This is a genomic window from Azospirillum sp. B2RO_4, assembly GCF_051124815.1.
Taxonomy (GTDB): domain Bacteria; phylum Pseudomonadota; class Alphaproteobacteria; order Azospirillales; family Azospirillaceae; genus Azospirillum.
Genome location: NZ_CP118488.1, coordinates 387079 through 407680, shown reverse-complemented (window position 1 = coordinate 407680; position 20602 = coordinate 387079). Strand labels below are relative to the sequence as shown.

Genomic DNA, 20602 nt, shown 5'->3' with positions numbered 1-20602 from the left:
CGCGCGATGGCGGGCGGTCGATGGGGGTAAACAGGCCGCAGGGAACGGCGCAAGGCGGACGCAGCCCGTTGATCCAGGTCATTTATCGCAATCCGGCGCTGTGGCTTCCTACATGCGGATGCGCCGGGCCGAACGGCTTGGCCTTAAGAATTCGAACAGAAGAACAGGCATCTCAACCCGTAATTTGGTTGCATCGCAGCAAGGAAGCGCCGGCCGACAACCGGCGTGATTATGCTGCAAATGCGAAGAAATCAGCGCACCGCACCATCGCCCTGCGACATTTTCGCAAGGGCAGACGGCGGACCCGGAAAACCACTTGCGACGCACACTGATATATTAATATAACTCCACCAGCGATGCTCCCGCGCCTCTTGAAACGGAGCGGAAGCGACCCCGTCGCCCGGCACCGAGCACCCGCCGGCAAGGCATCCCGCCCGAGGATCGCCGCCTTAGGGCCCGTACGTGCGCACCGGCGCCTGCCGTGGCAGGCATGTGAGGAAAACATGAACAAGATCCGTGGTTTGCGGTGGCAAATCCTTGCCCTGATGATGCTCGGCACCGTGGTCAACTACATCGACCGCAACACGCTGGGCATCCTGGCGCCGACCCTGAAAGAACAGCTCCACTTCTCGACCGAGCAGTACTCCTTCATCGTCAGCGCCTTTCAGCTCTGTTACAGCCTGATGCAGCCGGTCGCCGGTTACATCACCGATCTGGTCGGACTGAAGCTCGGCTATGCGATGTTCGCCGGCATCTGGGGCCTCGCCGCCGCCGCGCATGCACTGGCCGGCAGTTGGCAGTCGATGGCCTTCTTCCGCGGCCTGCTGGGCGTCAGCGAGGCGGCGGCGATGCCGTCGGGCGTGAAGACCTCCACCCTGTGGTTCCCGGCCAAGGAGCGCTCCATCGCCACCGGCTGGTTCAACACCGGCAGCTCGATCGGCGCGATGATCGCCCCGCCCTTCGTCATCTGGCTGTCGCTGACCTATGGCTGGCAGGAGGCCTTCCTCGTCACCGGTCTGCTGGGCGTCGGCATGTCGGCCCTGTGGTACACGCTGTACCGCAACCCGGAGAACCATCCGCGCCTGACCAGGGAAGAGCACGACTATATCCTGGAAGGCCAGGCGCATGTCGAGCTGCCGAAGCCGTCGGTGAAGCGCGTGCTGGGCAAGGGCAAGTTCTGGAGCATCGCCGCCGCCCGTTTCCTGACCGAGCCGGCCTGGCAGACCTTCAGCTTCTGGATCCCGTTGTACATGGTCTCCACCCGCGGCATGGACATCAAGCAGTTCGCCCTGTTCGCCTGGCTGCCCTTCCTGGCCGGTGACATCGGCTGCATCCTCAGCGGTTACCTGTCGCCCTTCTTCGTCAAGCGCTTCCGGATGTCGCTGGTCAATTCCCGCATCGCCGGCGTCGGCGTGGGGGCGGTGTGCATGGTCGGCCCGGCCCTGATCAGCTTCACCGTCAGCCCGATCGCCGCCATCTTCCTGTTCTCGCTCGGCGCCTTCGCCCACCAGATGCTGTCCAGCCTGCTCTATGCCCTGGTCACCGACACCTTCGAGAAGCAGGACGTCGCCACGGCGACCGGTTTCGGCGGCATGGCCGGCTATATGGGCGGCATGATCTTCTCGCTGATCATCGGCCAGCTCGCCACCACCATCGGGTACGAGCCGCTGTTCGCCTGTCTGACCGTGTTCGACCTGACCGCCTTCGCCATCATCGCCCTGGTGCTGGGCCAGCGCGGGGGCAAGCCCGCCGCCGCCATGCCGAACGCCACGGCCGGCGCCGATTGACGACCCATCCGGTTCCGATCTTCGCATTCACCGCGATCGAGACGCCCTCCGGCACTGCGCCGGGGGGCGTCTCGCATTTGACCAAACCGAAGGAGCCGATGGACAGAAAAGCTGACCGCGATGCGGCGAAGTCGCTTGCCACGCGGATGAGATATTAGTATATTAGAGCCGTACCGCTGGATGCGCCGTGGGTTGACCCGGCACAACTTGTTGGACGTTCCTCTCGGACTTCAGAGCCGCCGGTGTTGCCGACGGCTCTTTTTTTGTCCGCATGCCGCTCAGTTGAACAGGAAGGACTGGCTGTCGATCTCGAACGCGGGGGCGGCGCGGTCAGGCTGGGCGGAGACGGCGGCGGCAGCGGCAACCGACAGCAACGAGGCCAGCGCGAAGGCCGAAGCGATCAGGGCGCGGGCGATGGTGTGGTGCGCGGCGGGCTTATGGGAGGACATGCGACGGCTCCTTTTTTGGGATTGCAATGCCTGGGATTGCGATGATCTCGCGTCGGGGAGCGGCGTCGGCGTCATCGGCAAACCCATGCTGCCACCGTCGCGCCCCAGTGATACGCGCCGATCCCGCATGTCCTTCATGATGATGCTGCACTGCATTATAGCGCTGTGACTGTGCATGATGCAGACTGCGGAAGATGATCGCAGCGCTCCGATCCCGTCTGCAAGCAGTGCACTGCTCGGCTACTAGACGCAGGCCGGAGTTTTACTGAGCAAGTCCGCGGCGCCCGCCGACTTCGTCCAGATGAGTCAGCATGTCGGCCGGATCCTCATAGACGCGCAACGCGCCTGACCGTTCAAGTTCCTCCCGGCCATAGCCGCCGGACAGCAGGCCGATGCCGAGCGCGCGCGCCCGCTTGGCGGCGATCATATCCCAGATGCTGTCGCCGACCACGAAGGCGCTGGTGATGTCGACGCCGATGCGCGCGGCGGCGGCCAGGAACAGGTCGGGGTCGGGCTTGGCATATTCGACCTCGTCGCGGGTAATGACCGCGGCCTTCGACGGATCGACGCCCAGCTTTTCCAGCGCCGGCCGCGCCGTCTCCATCCGGCCGCTGGTGGCGATGGCCCAGGGGATGTTCAGCTCCGTCAGAGTGTCCAGCAGACCGCGCGCGCCGGGCAGCGGCACGACACCGGAGGCCAGCCGCTTGTAGGCCTGGGTATGACGATGGCGCAGCCGGTCGAGCAGACCCTGGTCGATGGCGAGGCCGGTCTCGCGCAGCAGCATGTTGGTGAACAGCCCGCCGCTCATGCCGATCTTGCGGTGGATGCGCCAGACCGACAGGGCGATGCCCTCCTCGTCCAGCGCCTCCTTCCAGGCCAGCACATGCTGGTACACCGTATCGGTCAGCGTGCCGTCCAGGTCGAACAGGAAGGCGTTGGTCACGTGGGGATAGCCGGTCATGGGCCTGGTCCGCAGGTTGTGGGGGCGGGTCGATTTCGACAGGACCAGACGTGGGGCCGACCGACGCGTTTCGCCAAGGATTTGCGGAGGACGGCGATGGATTTTCCTCAACGATAATCCACGCGAACTTTGACCATAGTTCCACCACGCGCACGCGAAGACTGGCGCTTCCGCTGGCGCGTTGACTTCGCTACAGTCCACGCCCAAGCTTGCCGCCGGTATGTTCGGCGCAATGCCGGTAGGGAGAGAACAGCGTGGCGGAGAGGCCGGAGCATGGCGACGCTTGGTCGACGGACGACGATCTGATCACATTGCTGGATCAGGTCAGCCGGCTTGTCTATGGCATCAGCTTCACCGAAGGGCTTTTCCCGGCGCAATGGGTGGCGCTGCGCTATTTCCATGACGCGCCGGAGCCGGCGCGCACCCTGACCGCGCTGGCCCGGTTCCAGCGGATCCATCTGGCACCGGTGTCGCGCACCGTCTCCACCCTGGTGGACAAAGGGTTTCTGGCCCGCCGTCCACATCCCGGATTCAAGCGCGGCTGGCTGTTCGACCTGACGGACGAGGGACGGGCCCTGCTGGACCGCGATCCCCTGCGCCAGTCGCTGACCCCGCCGCTCGCCGCCATGGCGGAGGATGAACGGGCGATGCTGGGCCGCCTGATGAAGCGGATCATCACCCACATGCAGGCGGGCACCGCGACCGCGGAGGACGGCGCGCCGGTCGCCTGACCGCCCCGCCCCACTCCGCTGTCCCCCATCTCTCCGGTCAGAACGTCAGCCGTTCGATGTTCTGCATCACCAGCTGGTGATGGTTCTGGTCCTCCAGCGTGACGGTCGTTTCCTGGGTGAAGGTCAGGCCGTGGCCCGACGGGTCCATGGTGAAGGCGTGCCCGTCCAACTGCTGGAGCCAGTTGGTGCCGGCATTGGCGACGAAGGCGCCGACCTCCACCACATCGGTCCAGCCCACACCGCCGTCGATGGTCAGGTTGCCGTCGCGCGGGGCGAAGATGAACAGGTCGTCGCCGGCCCCGCCGGACATGCCGGTCGTGCCGCTTCCGGCATGCAGGATGTCGGCACCGCTGCTGCCGGTCATCGTCGCATCGGCCGAGACCAACACCTGCACCGCCAGCGGATCGCTGGACAGCCCCTGATCGTCGCTGACCGTGACCTCCAGCGTCCGGGCGCCGCCGCCATTCGGGCTGAGCGCCAGATGCTGGAGGATGTCGGTGTAGGTCGCGGTGGAGGCGTTGCCCGACAGGGACAGCTGATGGGTGCTGTCGTCCCAGCTGACCTCGATCCCCGTGCCCGACACCGTCCTGCGGCCGGTCGACGGGTCGGTGTCGATGGTGAGGCTGTCGAGGTTCAGCGCGTCGCCAGTCTGCGATCCGGCGGCGATGCGGATCGACATGCCGGACATGACGCTGCTGTCCACATCGGCAATCGTCGCGTCGGCGGCAACCGCCGGATGGTCGGTCGCGTCCGCGGCGATGACGGTGGTGGCGTGGGCGGCGGCCAGGGTCGGCTTGTCGTTCACCGGATCGACGGTGACGCTGAGCGTCTGCGTCACCGCAGCGGTGTCGGTGCCGTCCTGGGCGGTCACGGTGACCGACAGGTCGACCGTGCCATGGGCGTTGGCCGGCGGGGTGTAGGTCAGGCCGGCCAGATCCGACGTGGCGAGTGTCCAGCTGCCGTCGCCGTTGTGGGTGCCGTGGTTCAGGCTGGCGCCGTCGGGCATTCCGGTGATCCGCACCGACAGCGTCTCCGACCCGTCGCTGTCGGTGGAGGCGGCGGTGATCGTCAGCGCGATCGCCGTGTCCTCGTTGCCGTGCACGGCGGGGGTGTCCAGCGTCGGCGTGTCGGCGACCGGGGTCACCGTCACCGCCAGCGCGCGGTTGGTGGTCGCCGGCGTGGCGGCGCCGTCCGTCGAGGTGGCGGTGACCGACAGGGTGAAGCTGCTGCCGCTGTCGTGGGCCGGCGTGATCGCAAGGCCCGCCAACTGGGCCGGCGTCAGCGTGATCGAGCCGTTGACGATTGTCAGAGTGTCGCCCGCCGTGTTCGACAGGGTGGCACCGGTCGGGATGTCGGCGATGGTGACGGTCAGCGTCTCCGACGCATCGGTCAGGGCCGGGGTGATCGACAGGGCGACCGTGCCGTCTTCCGCCACCGACGCCGGATCGACATGCAAGGTCGGCGCGTCGGACAGGGCGCGGACGGTGACCGGCAGTTGCGCCGTGACGGAGGCCGGGGCGGCGGAACCGTCGGTCGAGGTCGCGGTGACGGTCAGGGTGAAGTCACCGTCATCGTTCGACGGCGGCGTGATCGTCAGGCCGGCAAGCTGGGCCTGGGTCAGCGTCCAGGTCCCGTCGCTGTTGTGCGTCCCGGCGCTGAGCGTCGCACCGGCCGGAACGCCGGCGATGGTGATGCTCAGCAGCTCCGAGCTGTCGGTCAGGGCCGATGTGATGGTCAGCGGGATCGCCGCATCCTCGTCGCCGGTCGCAGCGGACACGGTCAGGGTCGGGGCGTCGGACACCGGGTTGACCGTCACCGGCAGGGTCGAGGTGACCGAAACCGGGCTGGCGCTGCCGTCCCTGGCGGTGGCGGTGACGGTCAGGCTGAAATCACCGTCGTCGTTCGACGGCGGCGTGATCGCCAGACCGGCGAGCTGGCCGGGATTGAGGGTGATGGACCCGCCCGTGACGGTCAGCGTGTCGCCCGCCGTGTTGGACAGATGGGCGCCGGCCGGAATGCCGGCGATGGTGACGGTCAGCGTCTCCGACCCGTCGAGGTCGGTCAGGGCCGGGGTGATCGTCAGCGCGATGGCGCTGTCCTCGTCGCCGGTCGCGGCGGTGACGGACAGGGTCGGCGTGTCGGTGACCGGAGTGACCGTGACGGGCAGCGACGCGCTGGTGCTGACCGGCGTGGCGGTGCCGTCGGTGGCGGTCGCCGTTACGGTCAGGGTGAAGTCGTCGCCCTTGTTGGGCGGCGGCGTGATCGCCAGTCCGGTCCATTGACCGGCGTTCAGCGTGATCGACCCGGCCGTGACCGTCAGCACGTCGCCCGCCGCGTTGGACAGGTGCGCGCCGTCCGGAATGCCGGCGATGGTGACCGTCAGCGTCTCCGACCCGTCGAGATCGGTCAGGGCCGGATTGATCGCCAGCGAGATAGCCGTGTCCTCGTTGCCGCCGGCGGCGGTGACGGACAGGGTCGGCATGTCCGACACGGCGTTCAGCGTGATCGGCACGGTGACGACGGTGGTCGCCGTGCTGCCGTTGGATTCGATGCTGATGGCGGTGACGGTCAGGCTGATCGGCGCATCGCTGTTGGCCGGCGGCGTCAGGCTCAGGCCGTTGAGCTGGGCCGGAGTCAGGGTCCAGCTGCCGTCGGCGTTGTGGGTGCCGGCCGACAGCAGCGCGCCGGTCGGCACGCCGGTGATGGTCAGCAGCCCCAGCCGCTCCGACCCGTCGGTGTCGGCCAGCGCCACGGCGAGGTTCAGCGGGACGGCGGTGTCCTCGGTGCCGGTGATCGGCGCCCAGGTCAGGATGGGCTGGTCGGCGACCGGATCGACGCTGACCCGGAACAGCTGGCTGGTGGTGGCCGTGGCACCGCCGACGGTTTCCGTCGTCGTCGCGGTCAGCGTGAGGTTGAAGTCGGTGCCGGCATTGGCGGGCGGCTGAAGCTTCAGGCCCGACAACTGCGCCGCGGTCAGGCTGACCGAACCGGCGGTCGGCGTCAGGTGATTGCCGTTGGCATCGACCAGATAGGCGCCGGTCGGCAGGCCGGACAGGGTGACGGCCATCGTCTCCGACCCGTCGGTGTCGACCAGCGCCGCCGTCAGGTTCAGCGCGATCAGCGAATCCTCGCTGCCGGACGCGTTGGCGACGATGACGGTGGGGGCGTCGGTGACCGGCGTTACAGTGACATGGATGTTGGCGGTGGTGCTCGCCGTGTCCTTGTTGGAGCTTTCCAGGCTGGTGGCGGTCAGCGTCAGGTCCATGCCGCCCGAATAGTTGCGCGGCGGCGTGACGGTCAGGCCGGCCAGCTCCGACGGCTTCAGGGTCCAGGACCCGTCGCCGTTGTTGGAGCCGTGGTTCAGCACCGCGCCCTCGGGCAGGCCAGACAGGATGACGGCCATCGTCTCCGACCCGTCGGTGTCGACGAGGCTGGCCGACACGTCCAGGGCGATGGGCGTGTCCTCCGCGCCGGTCGCGTCATGGACGGTGACGTCGGGGGCGTCGGCGACGGCGGTGTAGGTGACCGACAGCGTCTTGGTCGACCAGGCGGGCGTGGCGGAGCCGTCCTGGGCGGCCGCCTCGACCGTCAGGGTCACCGTGCCGGCATAGTTGGCCGGCGGCGCCAGCGTCAGCGCCGCGCGATCCGACGCGGACAGGCCGGAAAGGTCGTAGACTCCGTTGCCGAGCGAGGTGCCGGCCGACAGGGTGAAGCCGGCCGGGACCGTCACACGCAGCGCGGTGATCACCTCGCCTGTGCCGACCAGATCGGTGACGGCGGCGGAGATGGACAGGCTGGCGGCGTGATCCTCCTGCGCGGTGACGGAGCTGGCGCTGATGGCCGGGGCGTCGCTGACCGGCGCCACCTCGACCGCCAGGGTCTGCGTCGTGGTCGCCCGGTCGGCGTTGCTGCTCTCGCGCGCGACCGCCGTCACCGTCAGCTGGAAGGTCCCGCTGGCGTCGTGCGGCGGGGTGAACTTCAGCCCGGACAGCTGGTCGGGGGTCAGCACCCATTTCCCGGTGGCGGAGTCCAGATAGCCGGCCGACAGCGAGGCGCCGGACGGCACCCCGTCGATGACGATGCTGGCCAGGACCTCCGACCCGTCGGTGTCGGCCAGCGCGGCGGTGATGTCCAGCGCGATGGCGGTGTCCTCGTTGCCGGAAGCCGCCTGCACGGTCAAAAGCGGGCTGTCGGCAACGGCGGTGACGGTCACCGCCTGGGTCAGGCTGGTGTGGGTGTTGCCGGAGTTGGTGACCACATCGATGCCGAGGGTGAAGTCGGCGTCGCTGTTGGAGGGTGGCGTCAGCGACAGACCGGCCAGCTGGGCCGGCGTCAGGGTGATCGAGCCGTTGGCGATGGTCAGCGTGTCGCCGGCCGTGTTGGTCAGGACGGCGCCGGTCGGGATACCGGACAGGGTGACGGAACTGACGCCGCTCCAGTCCTGCAGGCCGGTGTCGAGATGCAGGGCGACGACGCTGTCCTCCGCCGTCGTGACGGCGGACGGGCGGTCGCTGCCGACGCCGGTCGCCGGATCGGGAGACGTGCCGCCGGTGCCACCGCCGGTGGACCCTCCACCGGTCGAGCCGCCGCCAGTCGAACCACCCCCAGTGGACCCCCCTCCCGTGGAGCCTCCTCCGGTCGAGCCGCCACCCGTGGACCCGCCGCCCGTCGAGGCGGTGGTGGTCCAGCTAAGCACGAAGCTGTCGGACACGCTGGTGTTGCGGTCGCCCTCGCTCTCGATGCTGTAGGGGTTGACCGTCAGTGTGACGCTGGCCGTGTCGACGCTGCCGGACACGCTGTGCGTGATGCCGGTGGCATTGGCATCCTTGACCGTCAGCTTCAGGCCGCCTTCGGACAGTGCCGCGGTATAATCGTCCGCGGTCAGCGTCCAGGTGCCGTTGCCGTTGTCGAGGCCGCGCGACAGCACCGTGCCCTTCGGCACGCCGGAGATGGTGACCGCCAGCTTTTCGGAACCGTCGGTGTCGGCCAGGAAGGCGTTCAGGTCGATAACGAGGCCGTCCGGCACGCCGGTCGTCGTCTGGTCGTCGACATGGTAGGCCTCGACCGCGCCGTTCGCCCCGTGCGACATCGGCGCGTCGGCCACGGCGGTGACTGTCACGGTCGGGGTATAGGTCTTGGTCAGGCTGTCGGTGCCGTCCACCGCCGTCACCTTGACGGTGATGGTGAAGTCGTCGGCGTTGTTGGCCGGCACGTTCAGCCGCAGGTTCCCGAGCTTGGCCGGATCGACGGTCCAGCTGCCGTCATGGTTGTCGGTCAGCGCGCCGGCATCCGTGCTGGTCAGGGTGACCCAGGCCGGCAGGCCGGAGATGACGATGGAGGAGATGTGCTCCGACCCGTCGCTGTCGCCGGTCAGGGCGGAGATGGTCAGCGGGATGCCGCCGACGGCGTCCTCCAGACCGCTGGCGCCGATGGAGACGACCGGCTCGTCCGCCTTGGGATCGACGGTGACGGTCAGGTCGCGGGTGTCCTTCAGCGTGCCGCCGGAGGTCACGCCGTTCACCGTGATGATCGGTGCGCCGTTGCTGTCGGTGGTGATGACGTCCACCTTCAGCGTGATCGTGCCGGCGAAGTCCTGCTTGGTCGTCAGGGTCAGTTCGTTGCGATACTCCACATCGACCGACCAGCGGCCGTTGCCGAGATAGACCAGCCCGCCCTCATGCCCCGCTGCCAGCGACAGCCAGGAACCGGCAGGCAGGTTGCTGACGACCAGCGACAGGCGCTCCGACCCGTCATCGTCGACCATCACCAGATCGCCGAGCCGCAGGTTGATCGCCGTGTCCTCGTTGCCCTGGGCGGTGAGCGTGCCGTTGGGCGTCACCACGTCGGCCACGCCCTGCACCTCGACATGGACGGTCATCGGTATCGCGTCTGCGATGGAGCCGTTGGCGCTTTCCGTCGCCCGCGCGGTGAAGGTCAGGTCGAAGCCGGTGTTGGAGTTGGCCGGCGGGGTGATGGTCAGGCCGCTCAGGTCGGCCTGGGTCAGCACCCACTTGCCGAGTCCGGCATCGTAGTGGCCATGGTTCAGCGTCGCCCCGGCCGGCACGCCGCCGACCAGGATGCTGAGGGTTTCCGACCCGTCGCGGTCGGTCAGGGCCGCCACCACCGACAGCGGGATGGCGGTATCCTCGCGCCCCACCGCGTCGGAGGCCGACAGCACCGGCGTGTCGGCGACCGCGTTGACGGTGATCGCCAGCGGCTGCTGCGCCGAGGTGGCGGTGGTCGTTCCCTCCACCGAGGTGGCGGTGATCTGAAGCGTCACCGTGCCGGAATAGTTCAGCGGCGGCGTGAAGCTGAGGCCGGTCAGCTGACCCGGAGTCAGGGTCCAGCTGCCGTCGGCATTGTGGGTGCCGGCCGACAGGGTCGCCCCCTCGGGCACGCCGGTGATGGTGATGTGGTCCAGCGTCTCCCCGGTCACATCGGACAGGTGGGCGTCGATGGTCAGCGGGATGGCGCTGTCCTCGTTGCCGGTCGCGGCCGTGGGGATGACGATGGGGGCGTCGGCGACGCCGGTGACGGTCACCGACAGGGTCGCCGGCGCCGACACGGCGGTCGAGCCGTTCTCCTGCTCCACCGAGGTCGCGGTGACGCTGAGGGTGATGGTGCCGGAGAAGTCGTGCGGCGGCGTCAGGCGCAGGTTCGGCACGTCGGCCGCCTCGACCTTCCAGGTCTTGCTGCCGTCGCCCTGGGTGCTGAGAACGGTGCCGAAATTCAGGCTGGCCCCGTCCGGGACGCCGGAGATGGTGACGTAGCCGATGCTCTCAGACCCGTCGGTGTCGGTCAGGGCCGGGGTGATCGACAGCGCGACGGAGGTGTCCTCAGCGGTCGCGGCGGCGGCGGCGGTCACGGTCGGCGCATCGGCCACCGCGTCGACGGTGATGGTGCCCGTCGCCGTCTGCGTGCCGCGCGCCGTGCCGGCGCTGGTGCTGTCGATGGTCCCGACCGTCAGCGTATAATTGAGGTCGGCGTCGGAGTTGTGGGCGGTGACGACCGTCAACCCCTGGACCGTCCAGGTCCCCGCCGTACCGCCGGCCGCCAGCGCCGTGGTCGGGATCGTCCAGCTGTAGTTGCCGGAGACATCGGGACCGCTGCGGGTCAGTTCCACGCCATTCACGTACAGCTTGGCGCCGGCCACGTCCTGCTGCGAGGAGGCCATGGTCAGGGTGACGCTCTCCACCCGTTCTGGGCTGGCGGCGTCGACGTCGCTCAGCGTGATGGTCGGGGCGAGCGCGATGCCGCCGGCCGCGTCCTCGTCGCCGCGCGCGTTCATCGTGGTGATGGCGATGGCGTCGGCCTGCGGGGTGACCTGAATCGTCTGGGTGGCGGTGGAGGTGCCGCCATAGGCGTCGGTCACCGTGAAGGAGAAGGTCTCCGTGCCGCTGAAATCGGCGTCCGGGGTATAGGTGAAGGTGCCGTCGGCGTTCACCACCAGCGTGCCGTGGTCCAGACGCACCGGCTGGCCGTTGTCGCCGGGCCCCTTGTAGGTCAGCGTGTCGTCGGTGCGGCCGTTGAGCGTGTCCTGGTCGGTGGCGCCCAGCCGGCCGTTGACCGCGACATCCTCACGGGTGGAGGTGCTGTCCGCCGTCGCGGTGGGCGCATAGTTCAGCGCCGTGCGGACATCGACCGGCTGGCCGTCGACATAGAGTTCCAGCTTCTCGAAATCAGCCACCTTGATGCCGAGCGCGCTTAGGGTGGCGGCCTTCGAGACATCGGTGTCGTTGGTCGCGGCGTTGGGATCGGCGGCAGCGGCCTCGATCCGGTTGCGAAGGGTGCGCAGGTCGGCCAGGATCGATGCATTCGACAGCTGCGAACCGGTCAGCATCACCCGGAAGGTGTCGATGCCGGCATCGCCGTCCTGAAGTTCCGGGTTGGACGAGGTTCCGCCGTCGGTGCCGACGGTGAAGATCGACAGATCGTCGCCGGCCCCGCCATGGATGGTGTCGCGGCCGGCGCCGCCGGTGATGGTGTCGTTGCCGCCGCCGCCGAGCAGCACGTTGCCGCCGCTGTTGCCGGTGATGACATCGTCGAAGGCCGAGCCGGTGACATTCTCCAGATTGCGCAGGACATCGTTGCCCTCGCCGGTGCCGACCCCGGTCGCCAGGTTCGCGTTCACCGCTGTGGCAGAGTCCGCATAGGTGACGGTGTCGTTGCCGGCCCCGCCGTCGATGGTGTCGTTGCCGAGGCCGCCGGCCAGCAGATCGCTGTCGGCGCCGCCGTCCAGGCTGTCGTCGCCCGCCCCGCCGATCAGCGTGTCGTTGCCGGCCCCGCCGATGATGGTGTCGTTGCCGTCGCCGCCCTCCAGGCTGTCGTTGCCCTTGGGCGTGTTGGTGAACTGGATGGTCAGGGTCTGGGGCGTGCTGTCGGCGGTGCTGCCGTTCTCCCGCTCTTCCGAGGTGGTGACCACGGTCAGGGTGATGGGGGTGTTGCTGTCCCCCTCCTTGGCGGTCAGGGTCAGGCCGGACAGTTGGGCCTGGGTCAGCGTCCAGGTGCCGTCGGCGTTGCGGGTGCCGGCGCTGAGAACCGCATCGGCCGGAACGCCGGAGATCGTCACCCTGGAGATCGACTCCGAGCCGTCGACGTCCGTCACGGCGGGGGTGATGGTCAGGGCGGTGGTGAAGATGCCGGTGCCGTCGCCATAGATCACGTCGTCACCGGCGCCGCCCCGGATGGTGTCGTTGCCGGCGCCGCCCGACAGCGTGTCGTTGCCGGCGGTGCCGGTCAGCGTGTCGTTCTGGCCGCTCGCAAGGTTGTAGGTGACGGGCGTCACGGAGAGCGTCGGCGTGTCGGCCACCGCCACCACGGTAACGGCCAGCGTCGCCTGGACGGAGACCGGGGAAAGCCCGCGGTCGGTGGCCGTGGCGGTGACGGTCAGCGTGAAGTCGACGTCGCTGTCGTGCGGCGGCGTAATGGTCAGGCCGGACAGCTGGGCCTGGGTCAGCGTCCAGGTGCCGTCGGCATTGTGGGTGCCGGCGCTGAGCGTCGCGCCGGTGGGAACGCCGGCGATGGTGATGCTCAGGGCTTCCGAACCGTCCAGATCGGTCAGGGCGGACCGGATGTCCAGCGCGATGGCGGTGTCTTCGTTGCCGCTCGCGGCGGTGACGGTCAGCGTCGGGGTATCGGTCACCGGATCGACGGTGACGTGCAGGGTCCGGCTCCTGGTCGCTTCGGCGGCGACGCCGTCCTTGGCGACGGCGGTGACGGTCAGGTCGAAATCGACGTCGCTGTTCGACGGCGGCGTGATCGTCAGGCCGGCAAGCTGATCCTTGGTCAGCGTGATCGAGCCGCCGGTGACCGTCAGCGTGCCGTTCAGCGTGTTGGAGAGCGTGGCGCCGGTGGGGATGCCGGTGATCCGGATGCTCAGCGTCTCGGACCCGTCCGTGTCGGTCAGCGCCGGATTGATCGACAACGCGATGGCGGTGTCTTCGTTGCCCTGCGCGGCGGTGACGGTCAGCGTCGGGGTGTCGCTCACCGGATCGACGGTGACGCGCAGGGTCTCGCTCTTGCTCGCTTCGGCGGCGACGCCGTCCTTGGCGATGGCGGTGACGGTCAGGTCGAAATCGACGTCGCTGTTCGACGGCGGCGTGATCGTCAGACCGGCCAGTTGAGCCTTGGTCAGCGTGATCGAGCCGTTGGTGACCGTCAGCACGTCGCCCGCCGTGTTTCCAAGCGTGGCGCCGGAGGGGATGCCGGTGATCCGGATGCTCAGCGATTCCGAGCCGTCGGTGTCGGTCAGCGCCGGATTGATCGCCAGCGCGATGGCGGTGTCTTCGTTGCCCTGCGCAGCGGTGACGGTCAGCGTCGGCATGTCGGTGACCGGATCGACAGTGACGTGCAGGGTTTCGCTCTTGGTCGCCGCAGCGGCGACGCCGTCCTTGGCGATGGCGGTCACCGTCAGGTCGAAATCGACATCGCTGTTCGACGGCGGCGTGATGGTCAGGCCGGACAGCTGCGCCGGGGTCAGAGTCCAGGTGCCGTCGGCATTGTGAGTGCCGGCGCTGAGAACCGCACCGGTCGGAACGCCTGCGATGACGATGCTCAGCGTTTCGGAGCCATCGGTGTCGGTCAGGGCCGGGCTGATCGTCAGCGCGATTGCGGTGTCTTCGTCGCCGCGGGCGCTGGTAACGCTCAGCGTCGGGGTGTCCGACACCGGATTGACGGTCACCGGCAGCGTCTGGGTCACCGATACCGCGTCGGCAGTGCCGTCCTTGGCTGTAGCGGTCACGGTCAGGGTGAAATCGACGTCGCTGTTCGACGGCGGCGTGACGGTCAGGCCAGCAAGCTGATCCTTGGTCAGCGTGATCGAACCGTTGGTGACCGTCAGCACGTCGCCCGCCGTGTTGCCGAGGGTCGCACCGGCGGGGATGCCGCTGATGGTGATGCTCAGCGATTCCGAGCCGTCGGTGTCGGTCAGCGCCGGGCTGATCGCCAGCGCGATGGCGGTGTCTTCATTGCCGGTGGCTGCGGTGACGGTCAGCGTCGGCGTGTCGGTCACCGGATCGACGGTGACGCGAAGGGTCTCGCTCTTGGTCGCTTCGACGGCGACGCCGTCCTTGGCGATGGCGGTGACGGTCAGGGTGAAGTCAACGTCGCTGTTCGACGGCGGCGTGATGGTCAGCCCGGTCAACTGGGCCGGGGTCAGGGTCCAGGTGCCATCGGCGTTGTGGGTACCGGCGCTGAGGGTCGCGCCGGTGGGTACGCCGGAAATGACGATGCTCAACGCCTCCGAGCCGTCAGTGTCGGTCAGCGCGGGGCTGATCGTCAGCGCGATGGCGGTGTCTTCGTTGCCCTGCGCGGCAGTGACGGTCAGCGTCGGCATGTCGGTCACCGGATCGACGGTGACGTGCAGGGTCTCGCTCTTGGTCGCCGCTGTGGCGACGCCGTCCTTGGCGATGGCGGTCACCGTCAGGTCGAAATCGACATCGCTGTTCGACGGCGGCGTGATCGTCAGGCCGGACAGCTGGGCCGGAGTGAGAGTCCAGGTGCCGTCGGCATTGTGCGTGCCGGCGCTGAGCGTCGCGCCAGTGGGAACGCCGGAGATGACGATGCTCAACGATTCCGACCCGTCGGTGTCGGTCAACGCGGGGCTGATCGTCAGAGCAATCGCGGTGTCTTCATTGCCGCGGGCGCTGGTAACCGAGAGCGTCGGCGTGTCGCTCACCGGATCGACGGTGACGCGCAGGGTCTCGCTCTTGCTCGCTTCGGCGGCGACGCCGTCCTTGGCGATGGCGGTGACGGTCAAGTCGAAATCGACGTCGCTGTTCGACGGCGGCGTGATCGTCAGGCCGGACAGCTGGGCCGGAGTGAGAGTCCAGGTGCCGTCGGCATTGTGCGTGCCGGCGCTGAGCGTCGCCCCGGTAGGAACGCCGGAGATGACGATGCTCAACGATTCAGAACCGTCGGTATCGGTCAGGGCCGGGCTGATCGTCAGAGCAATCGCGGTGTCTTCGTCGCCGCGGGCGCTGGTGACGCTCAGCGTCGGGGTGTCGGTCACCGGATCGACGGTGACGCGCAGGATCTCGCTCTTGGTCGCCTCGACGGCAACGCCGTCCTTGGCGATGGCGGTGACGGTCAGGTCGAAATCGACATCGCTGTTCGACGGCGGCGTGATCGTCAGGCCGGACAACTGGGCCGGAGTGAGAGTCCAGGTGCCGTCGGCATTGTGGGTGCCGGCGCTGAGAACCGCACCGGTGGGAACGCCGGAGATGACGATACTCAGCGCCTCGGACCCGTCGGTGTCGGTCAGCGCCGGGTTAATCGTCAGGGCGATGGCGGTGTCTTCGTTGCCACGCGCGCCGGTGACGCTCAGCGTCGGCATGTCGGACACCGGATCGACGGTGACGCGCAGGGTCTCGCTCTTGGTCGCCTCGGTGGCGACGCCGTCCTTGGCGATGGCGGTCACCGTCAGGTCGAAATCGACATCGCTGTTCGACGGCGGCGTGATGGTCAGGCCGGACAGCTGCGCCGGGGTCAGGGTCCAGGTGCCGTCGGCGTTGTGGGTGCCGGCGCTGAGAACCGCACCGGTGGGAACGCCGGAGATGACGATGCTCAGCGCTTCGGAGCCATCGGTGTCGGTCAGGGCCGGACTGATCGTCAGGGCGATTGCGGTGTCTTCGTCGCCGCGGGCGCTGGTAACGCTCAGCGTCGGGGTGTCCGACACCGGATTGACGGTCACCGGCAGCGACTGGGTCACCGATACCGCGTCGGCAGTGCCGTCCTTGGCTGTCGCGGTCACGGTCAGGGTGAAATCGACGTCGCTGTTCGACGGCGGTGTGACGGTCAGGCCGGCAAGCTGATTCTTGGTCAGCGTGATCGAACCGCCGGTGACCGTCAGCACGTCGCCCGCCGTGTTGCCGAGGGTCGCACCGGCAGGGATGCCGCTGATGGTGATGCTCAGCGATTCCGAGCCGTCGGTGTCGGTCAGCGCCGGGTTGATCGCCAGCGCGATGGCGGTGTCTTCGTTGCCCTGCGCGGCAGTGACGGTCAGCGTCGGCGTGTCGGTGACCGGATCGACGGTGACGCGAAGGGTCTCGCTCTTGGTCGCTTCGACGGCAACGCCGTCCTTGGCGATGGCGGTCACCGTCAGGTCGAAATCGACATCGCTGTTCGACGGCGGCGTGATCGTGAGACCGGTCAACTGGGCCGGGGTCAGGGTCCAGGTGCCGTCGGCGTTGTGGGTACCGGCGCTGAGTGTCGCGCCAGTCGGAACGCCGGAAATGACGATGCTCAACGATTCCGACCCGTCGGTGTCGGTCAACGCGGGGCTGATCGTCAGGGCGATGGCGGTGTCTTCGTTGCCGCGGGCGCTGGTGACACTCAGCGTCGGCATGTCGGTCACCGGATCGACGGTGACGTGCAGGGTCTCGCTCTTGGTCGCCTCGGTGGCAACGCCGTCCTTGGCGATGGCGGTCACCGTCAGGTCGAAATCGACGTCGCTGTTCGACGGCGGCGTGATGGTCAGCCCGGCCAGTTGGGCCGGGGTCAGGGTCCAGGTGCCGTCGGCATTGTGCGTGCCGGCGCTGAGGGTCGCTCCGGTAGGAACGCCGGCAATGACGATGCTCAGCGTCTCCGAGCCGTCGGTGTCGGTCAGGGCCGGGCTGATCGTCAGAGCAATCGCGGTGTCTTCATTGCCGCGGGCGCTGGTAACGCTCAGCGTCGGGGTGTCGGTCACCGGATCGACGGTGACGTGCAGGGTCTCGCTCTTGGTTGCCTCTGCAGCGACGCCATCCTTGGCGATGGCGGTCACCGTCAGGTCGAAATCGACATCGCTGTTCGACGGCGGCGTGATCGTCAGACCGGCGAGTTGAGCCTTGGTCAGCGTGATCGAGCCGTTGGTGACCGTCAGCACGTCGCCCGCCGTGTTTCCAAGCGTGGCGCCGGAGGGGATGCCGGTGATCCGGATGCTCAGCGTCTCGGACCCGTCCGTGTCGGTCAGCGCCGGGTTGATCGTCAGGGCAATGGCGGTGTCTTCGTTGCCACGCGCGCTGGTGACGCTCAGCGTCGGGGTGTCGGTCACCGGATCGACGGTGACGCGCAGGGTCTCGCTCTTGGTCGCCTCGGTGGCGACGCCGTCCTTGGCGATGGCGGTCACCGTCAGGTCGAAATCGACATCGCTGTTCGACGGCGGCGTGATGGTCAGACCGGTCAGCTGCGCCGGAGTCAGGGTCCAGGTGCCGTCGGCGTTGTGGGTGCCGGCGCTGAGAACCGCACCGGTGGGAACGCCGGCGATGACGATGCTCAGCGCTTCCGACCCGTCGGTGTCGGTCAGCGCCGGGCTGATCGTCAGCGCGATGGCGGTGTCTTCATTGCCCTGCGCGGCGCTGACGCTCAGCGTCGGGGTGTCCGACACCGGATTGACGGTCACCGGCAGCGACTGGGTCACCGATACCGCGTCGGCAGTGCCGTCCTTGGCCGTCGCGGTCACGGTCAGGGTGAAATCGACGTCGCTGTTCGACGGCGGTGTGACGGTCAGGCCGGCAAGCTGATTCTTGGTCAGCGTGATCGAACCGCCGGTGACGGTCAGCACGTCGCCCGCCGTGTTGCCGAGGGTCGCACCGGCGGGGATGCCGCTGATGGTGATGCTCAGCGATTCCGAACCGTCGGTGTCGGTCAGCGCCGGACTGATCGCCAGCGCGATGGCGGTGTCTTCATTGCCGGTGGCTGCGGTGACGGTCAGCGTCGGGGTATCGGTTACCGGATCGACGGTGACGCGAAGGGTCTCGCTCTTGGTCGCTTCGACGGCGACGCCGTCCTTGGCGATGGCGGTGACGGTCAGGGTGAAGTCCACGTCGCTGTTCGACGGCGGCGTGATCGTCAGGCCAGCAAGCTGGGCCGGAGTCAGGGTCCAGGTCCCGTCGGCGTTGTGGGTGCCGGCGCTGAGCGTCGCCCCGACCGGAACGCCGGAGATGGAGATCGTCAGCGCCTCCGACCCGTCGGTGTCGGTCAGGGCCGGGCTGATGGTCAGCGGGATGGCTGTGTCTTCGTTGCCCCGGGCATCGCTGACGGCGAGGGTCGGCGTGTCCGACACCGGATTGACGGTGACCAGCAAGGGTGCGCTGGTGCTTGCCGCACCGGCATCGCCGTCCTTGCTGGTAGCCGTGACGGTGAGGGTGAAGTCCTCGTCGCTGTTCTGCGGCGGGGTGATCTTCAGGCCGGCCAGCTGGGCCGGCGTCAGGGTGATCGAGCCGCCGGTGATGGTCAGCGCCTCGCCCGCCGTGTTGGTCAGAACCGCCCCGTCCGGAATCCCGGCGATGGTGATGCTCAGGGTCTCAGATCCATCCGTGTCCGTCAGGGCCGGATCGATCGTCAGGGCGATGGCGGTGTCCTCGTCGCCTGCCGCCGCCTGGACGGTGAGCGTCGGCGTGTCGGACACCGGCGCGACGGCCACGGCCAGCGTCTGGGTCACCGACACCGGGTCGGCGGTGCCGTCCTTGGCGGTGGCGGTGACGGTCAGGGTGAAGTCCACGTCGCTGTTCTGCGGCGGCGTGATCGTCAGGCCGGCGAGCTGGGCCGGGGTCAGAGTCCAGGTGCCGTCGGCATTGTGGGTGCCGGCGCTGAGCGTCGCGCCGCCCGGCATGCCGCTGATGGTGATGCTCAGCGACTCCGAACCGTCGAGGTCGGTCAGCGCCGGGCTGATCGTCAGCGGAATGGCGGTGTCTTCGCTGCCGGACGCGGCGCCGACCGTCAGCGTCGGCGTGTCGGTCACCGGGGTCACCGTGACAACCAGCGGCATGCTGGTGCTGGCCGGTGCGGCGGTGCCGTCCCGGCTGGTCGCGGTGACGGTCAGGGTGAAGTCCGCGTCGCTGTTCAGCGGCGGCGTGATCGCCAGCCCGGCCAGCTGGGCCGGCGTCAGGGTGATCGAGCCGCCGGAGATCGTCAGCGTCTCGCCGGCCGCGTTGGTCAGCACCGCCCCGTCCGGGATGCCGCCGATGGTGACGCTCAGCGTCTCCGACCCGTCGGTGTCGGTCAGGGCCGGGCTGATCGTCAGCGGGATCGCCGTATCCTCCGCCCCCGTCACCGCCGCGACGCTGAGCGTCGGCGTGTCGGAAACCGGATTGACGGTGACCGGCAGCGTCGCGGTGACGCTGTTGGGGGTGGCGCTGCCGTCGGTGCTGGTGGCGGTCACGGTCAGGGAGAAGCTGTCGCCGCTGTCGGGCGGCGGGGTCAGCGTCAGGCCGGGAATCTGCGAGGAGGTCAGCACGATGCTGCCGTTCACCACCGTCAGCACCGCGCCGGATGCGTCGCGCAGCACCGCACCGTCCGGGATGCCGGACAGGGTGACGGTCAGCACCTCCGTCCCGCCGGTATCGGTCAGGGCGGCGGCGATGTTCAGGGCGATGGCCGTGTCCTCGTCGCCCGACACGCCGTTCACCGTCAGGCTGGGCGTGTCGGACACCGCTGCCGGCGTGGCCGCGGCGGTAAGGTCGGGCGTGGCGGCGGCGTCCAGGAAGGTGACGGGGTCGGCAGTGGGGACGGTCCCGTCGTCGATCACCTGCTCCGGCGTCTCGGGCACCGGGATGTCCGGCAGCGCGGCGGCGAGTTCGTTGTAGGTGGTCGTCGTGCGTGCGTTGGACAGCAGCTCCGCCCGCTCCGCCGCGCTGCCGTTGGCCTCGCGGCTCTCCCCCTCCGACGGGCCCGAGCCTTCGGGGCCGGCCGGCCCGGAGCCGCGGGTGCCTTCGGTGCGCAGGACATCGCCGTTCAGCAGCAGCGCGTTAAGCGAGCGGTCGGTGGCGACCGCAACCGACTCGCCGACGACTTCGCCGGTCTGCACCGCGCCGCCGACCATCAGGTCCTCGGCGCCGCGATAGTCGGTCTGGACATAGCCCAGCGTGTCGTCGGGCCGCTGCAGTTGGACTGCGCTCGCCTCGTGGATGACGCCGCCCAGCCTGGTGCCGTCGACCTGCTGCAGGAGGGTCAGATCGTCCAGGATCTGTCGATCGTCGACCGCCGGGACTTTGCCTTCAACCGCTTCCTCAGCCATCGGACCGCTCCATAAGAGGGATGCGAACTTGCATCACGCCACTCGTCACGACCCTAGGTTCTAGCGCTCTAACTTGCTTGTGATAAGAAACTTCCTGTGATGAGTTTCAACATCTTAGACGATGAAGCATCCCCCGCACCCCCCTTGCGGCGACGATGCGATACTGAAGGAACCCGTTG

The 20602-nt window shown here is 68.5% G+C and carries 5 protein-coding genes; 2 read left to right on the top strand and 3 right to left on the bottom strand.

Going from position 1 to position 20602, the window contains the following annotated elements; all coding sequences use genetic code 11:
* The first annotated feature begins 503 nt into the window (after nucleotides 1-503).
* The gene (locus PWS46_RS22495; protein ID WP_434623084.1) at nucleotides 504-1787 is read left to right on the top strand and encodes an MFS transporter; all 1284 of its coding nucleotides are present in this window, start codon (nucleotides 504-506) and stop codon (nucleotides 1785-1787) included.
* Between the two features lie 278 nt (nucleotides 1788-2065).
* Here the strand turns inward: PWS46_RS22495 and PWS46_RS22490 are convergent, their stop codons facing one another.
* Nucleotides 2066-2236, bottom strand: a complete 171-nt coding sequence (locus tag PWS46_RS22490) for a hypothetical protein (RefSeq protein WP_434623083.1) — start codon at nucleotides 2234-2236, stop codon at nucleotides 2066-2068.
* A 262-nt stretch (nucleotides 2237-2498) separates the two neighbouring features.
* Nucleotides 2499-3197 (bottom strand): HAD family hydrolase, encoded by a 699-nt coding sequence (locus PWS46_RS22485; RefSeq protein ID WP_434623082.1) that lies wholly within the window; start codon nucleotides 3195-3197, stop codon nucleotides 2499-2501.
* Nucleotides 3198-3451: 254 nt separating this feature from the next.
* On the opposite strand from PWS46_RS22485, the gene PWS46_RS22480 reads away from it, so the two are divergent.
* Nucleotides 3452-3928 carry a MarR family winged helix-turn-helix transcriptional regulator gene (locus tag PWS46_RS22480; RefSeq protein ID WP_434623081.1) on the top strand — a complete coding sequence of 159 codons (477 nt, stop codon included), beginning with the start codon at nucleotides 3452-3454 and terminating at the stop codon, nucleotides 3926-3928.
* Between the two features lie 37 nt (nucleotides 3929-3965).
* Here PWS46_RS22480 and PWS46_RS22475 read toward each other — a convergent pair whose 3' ends face one another.
* Nucleotides 3966-20423 carry a tandem-95 repeat protein gene (locus PWS46_RS22475; RefSeq protein WP_434623080.1) on the bottom strand — a complete coding sequence of 5486 codons (16458 nt, stop codon included), beginning with the start codon at nucleotides 20421-20423 and terminating at the stop codon, nucleotides 3966-3968.
* Nucleotides 20424-20602: the final 179 nt, after the last annotated feature.

What these genes read in the sequence shown, in the direction of transcription:
- PWS46_RS22485 (WP_434623082.1), bottom strand. Translation starts at nt 3,197, where the DNA reads ATGACCGGCTATCCCCACGTGACCAACGCCTTCCTGTTCGACCTGGAC.
- PWS46_RS22490 (WP_434623083.1), bottom strand. Translation starts at nt 2,236, where the DNA reads ATGTCCTCCCATAAGCCCGCCGCGCACCACACCATCGCCCGCGCCCTG.
- PWS46_RS22475 (WP_434623080.1), bottom strand. Translation starts at nt 20,423, where the DNA reads ATGGCTGAGGAAGCGGTTGAAGGCAAAGTCCCGGCGGTCGACGATCGA.
- PWS46_RS22495 (WP_434623084.1), top strand. Translation starts at nt 504, where the DNA reads ATGAACAAGATCCGTGGTTTGCGGTGGCAAATCCTTGCCCTGATGATG.